Origin of the sequence: Drancourtella sp. An57, from assembly GCF_002161525.1 — a bacterium.
Lineage (GTDB): Bacteria > Bacillota > Clostridia > Lachnospirales > Lachnospiraceae > Sellimonas > Sellimonas catena.
In genome coordinates this window covers 1-3,951 of sequence record NZ_NFHY01000033.1, presented here as the reverse complement: position 1 = coordinate 3,951, position 3,951 = coordinate 1, and the positions used below count along the sequence as shown (strand labels likewise).

Here is a 3,951-nt window from a genome sequence, read left to right as displayed (position 1 = left end):
AGTTTCTTCATACTTTTCTCCTGTGTGTAAAATTTTTTTCTTTTATTTTACATTAAACAGAAGAAAAGCAGGAAATCTCTGGGATTTTTATTGCGAAAAGTTTTTATTCTTCAGTGCTGTGGCCAGAAAGTAATTATACCTAGGGCGCACTTACTCACCACCCGCAAGCGGGCGGAGGTACTGCCTGACGGCAGCCGTGCGCTCTCCGAGGGGGACGCTCCAGCGGGCCCACGTCCTGCTGGTAGCACCGAAGCTGGGAGCCGTCAAAGGACCGGCTTCGGTGCTACCAGCTTCAGTGCTTTATGGTGGCCAAGAGGGGCTTAAGCCCCTCTCTTTCAAAATGTGTGCTTTTCAGGGGGAAAAACCCTTGACAAATCGCTTACTGTAATGCCATTCTATAAAAATGTGAAAAAGGAGGGGATTGTATTATGGCCGGCAGCATAAAGGATTTATCAAAATACCGGTATGAACGATCCTCTGAAGAATTGGAAAATGCAAAAACAATGTTAGAAAGCGGCAAATTTAAACTTGCTCTTAACCGTTCCTATTATTCTATTTTTCACGGAATACGCGCGGTTAACGTCTTAGATGAATTTGACAGCAGCAAGCATAGTGGTGTCATCGCCCATTTTAATCAATATCATGTTAAGACAGGCGATTTTCCAAAAGAAGCCTCGAGGATCATTCGAACATCTTCGGAGATGCGTGAACATGCAGATTATGATCATTAAAGGGAACCGCTCTGACTATAAGGCAGTTCCTTTTTACATTTCGTTGAATTATTTGGTTAGAATCTGAGAATGAACGTTTGTTTCGTTCTCTTTTTTTATGTCTGAATACAGGAAAGGCGGTCATATTTCACCTTTTCGGAAAGACATATGGTAACAGAAAGGAAAAATACTATGGAAAATATGAATAAAAATAAGAAAACAATCTTAACTCTCGAGCTCATTGGCATCGATGGTTTTTCATGCCCGACATACCAAGATCAGTTCGGACATTTATGGAAAGATCTCAATTTAGGTCAATCTAAAACGCCTGACCTCTACTCCGTTACTGGCAACGAGCCCGACGGAGAGCCAATTGCCCCAATCCGGTATGAACATGTTTTCAAACCCAAGCCATATCAGAATGACAAATATGAATTCGAATATATGCTGTTAGGCAGAATGCGGAGTGACTGCGAATATTACCTCGGATATGGAAATCGGAGCAATTCCCGATTATATGGAAATGATCCGAAACAGCATATTGATCGGATGAAAGAATTATGGAAGGTGTTTCCCGCAGACAAAAAACCTGAATGGTTGACCTGGGAACAGCTTCTTAACTATGAAAGAGCAATGTGTAACCATTAACCATGCTTTCGGAAAGAAAACATAACTTTCAAAATCTAATAAACACGAAAGGAATTATTATGAATTTTAAAGAATTTACAGAAGAAATAAAAATAGCGCTAAAGGAGAAACTGAACCGGGATGACATCTGTATCTATTCAGAGACAGCTCTAAAGAATAATCATACTTTGTTACCCGGCCTTTTGATCGAAGCGGCCGGATCAAATATTATGTACACAATCCCATTAAAAGAATACTATGAAGAACTCAAAGAGGGCGTCTCCATCCAGAAAATTGCTGCAGAAATGGCACATTTTTACCAGAGTATAGACAGCTATGAAATTGCACAGCTAGGGAACTTTGACCAGCTAAGAGAGAAAGTCATCTATCGGATTGTCAATCAGGAAAAAAATCAGGTTTTTCTGCGATCCGTTCCTTATATGCCATATTTAGATCTGGCAATTACATTTCATGTGCTTATAGACAACAACGCTTCTGGCTGCGCAGCGCTTACAATCAGTAATCGGCATCTGAAATACTGGGGGATTGATTCCTCAGAATTATATCCTCTGGCGCACGCCAACACGAAACGTCTTTTTCCCAGCGTGATAAATCCATTTGTGGATCTCATCCGCTTCCCGGAGATAATGAACGAAAATGAGCCGTTTCGCAGCTTTCTATCTACATTAAAAATTCTCAGCAATCGCAATCAGTCTTATGGAGCATCCTGTATTCTCTATAACAACGTACTGGCTGATCTGGGGAAGGAACTTCAACATAATTTCTATCTTTTGCCGTATACTGTTGATGAATTTCTCATTCTTCCAGAGAACCAGAAATATCCCAGAAAATTTTTAATGGAAATTGTGGAGTCCGTTTTAAATGATGCTGCTGAAAAAGAGCAGTTTCTTTCCTCGCATCCATATTATTATAGGTAATTGCGAAACTCCTTCGTAAACTTGAAGCAAAACAAGGAAAATTCGTACAGGGAAGGAGTTTTGGAATGAAAAGTGGATAACCGGATATTTTAGGCGCACTTTAATAAGCTATCTGCTTTATGAAAGTGGTAAGTCCTATGCTATGAGTGGCTTTAAGCTTCGAATGTATTCATGATGTTTGATTTTATCGGCGAGAACAACAGTAATCAGCTGAGTGATACCGGCAAGGTCAGATCAGCATGTAAAGTCTTCTCGTTTTGTGTCCGACGGCCTGCTAGACAGAGATGATCTTTGATGTGGTTGATATCTCTTTCAACAACAGTCCTTATTTTATAGGTGTTATCCCATTCTTCGGTTCCGCGGATCGTTCCGGGATAAGCCCGCAGATCCTTTTCCGGATAGACATAAACCATACGACCACATCTTGAAGTGGTACAAGGATTTTCGCAACAGCATTGTCTATAAGATTTTTGGGTGGATTTCTCGTAAGCCCATCTCATTTTAGGGCAGACAAACTTGAATCTGGTAACACCTCTTCTTAGTTTAGAAGTGCATTCGTACTTCATAGGGAGGGAAGGATCATGAGGGCAACAGGGGATCCCGTTTTCATTGATGGTATAATCCTGATTTTCAAGACCTGCTCTTGCATTGAGTGGAATATATGCTTTCTGGAAATGTTTGTCCTTACCAAAAGTATCACCGGTAAGAAGGCTCTTATAGAGCTGAGCGGTATCGAAAGCGGCATCTCCGAGGAAGGTTTTGGGATTGATCAGTGGATGCTTTGAAAAGAAGTCTTTGAGTGTTGGGATCAAAAGTTTGGAATCATGAACACACTTATCCTCATCAGGGGAGTCCGATTTCTTTTCGACAACAATATCCGGATGGGACGCCAGAAAGTCTTTGTTGTAGAAAGAGATATGACGGATAATGCCCAGCCCATTGGTGACAATGCCAAATTTGAAGACATAGCAAAAATGCCCATTGATATACAGCTGGTTAATTTCAGGATTAGCAGAAGCATGGGACGGCATGGAGCCGTAGGCAACCTTATAGGGATCATAAGATTGATTAAAGCCCTGAGCTTTCGCATAGGCCTTAACCTGCCGAATGATTCTGTTAGCGTACTTCGGATTATTTTCGGTGACAAAAGCTTCAATACCGGAAGAATCGAAGATGGTTAAATCTGCTTTTGCAGGATCAATAGCCTGGCAGATGGGCTCTGTAATATCAACAAGATGATCAAAGATAAACTGCAGGTCATCTGAAAAGTCCTGTTTAAAGCGAGTGATTTTGGAAGCATCCGGGACTTTGGAAAACCCGCAGAATTCACGAAGGGGTTTAAAGTAAGCGAGAAAAATGAGGAGAAGCTGGTCTGTAGGGATAGAGAAAATACGCTGGATGATCAATGCCCACAGGAGAGCATGCAAAGGGTATTTACGGGATCTGCCCGTTGATGCATAAAAATGATTTCTGAAAGAAATCGGAATAATTTCATCAATGTCGATATGAGTTTCTAATAGGGAAAGAAACGCAGGTTTGTCATTTTCAAATTTTTTTTTGGCAATCTGAAAAAATATCTGCCAGAGAAAGCTGTTTATATGGTATCATAGTATCAGAATAACTCCTTTCTTGGATGGTGGTTTATGGATTTTGGACGACTCTATTATACCATATCC

General features: G+C 40.8%; 3 protein-coding genes and 1 pseudogene. 3 read left to right on the top strand and 1 reads right to left on the bottom strand.

Translation table 11 applies throughout. From position 1 onward, the window contains the following. The first annotated feature begins 428 nt into the window (after positions 1–428). From B5G11_RS15995 to B5G11_RS15985, 3 genes are all read left to right on the top strand, one after another. Positions 429–731, top strand: coding sequence for a HEPN domain-containing protein (locus B5G11_RS15995; RefSeq protein WP_087255628.1), 303 nt, complete (start codon positions 429–431; stop codon positions 729–731). A 171-nt stretch (positions 732–902) separates the two neighbouring features. Beyond that, on the top strand, positions 903–1,358 hold the full coding sequence (locus tag B5G11_RS15990) for an LPD11 domain-containing protein (RefSeq protein ID WP_242959091.1): 456 nt from the start codon (positions 903–905) through the stop codon (positions 1,356–1,358). 59 nt (positions 1,359–1,417) lie between these two features. Then, complete coding sequence (locus tag B5G11_RS15985) at positions 1,418–2,275, top strand: DUF5688 family protein (protein WP_087255625.1); 858 nt, start codon at positions 1,418–1,420, stop codon at positions 2,273–2,275. A gap of 290 nt (positions 2,276–2,565) precedes the next feature. On the opposite strand, the pseudogene B5G11_RS15980 reads toward B5G11_RS15985, so the two are convergent. Further along, positions 2,566–3,883 (bottom strand): annotated as a pseudogene (locus B5G11_RS15980) (transposase); the annotation flags it as partial. Positions 3,884–3,951: the final 68 nt, after the last annotated feature.

Coding starts and splice junctions, on each gene's coding strand:
- B5G11_RS15985 (WP_087255625.1), top strand. CDS start 1,418: ATGAATTTTAAAGAATTTACAGAAGAAATAAAAATAGCGCTAAAGGAG.
- B5G11_RS15990 (WP_242959091.1), top strand. CDS start 903: ATGGAAAATATGAATAAAAATAAGAAAACAATCTTAACTCTCGAGCTC.
- B5G11_RS15995 (WP_087255628.1), top strand. CDS start 429: ATGGCCGGCAGCATAAAGGATTTATCAAAATACCGGTATGAACGATCC.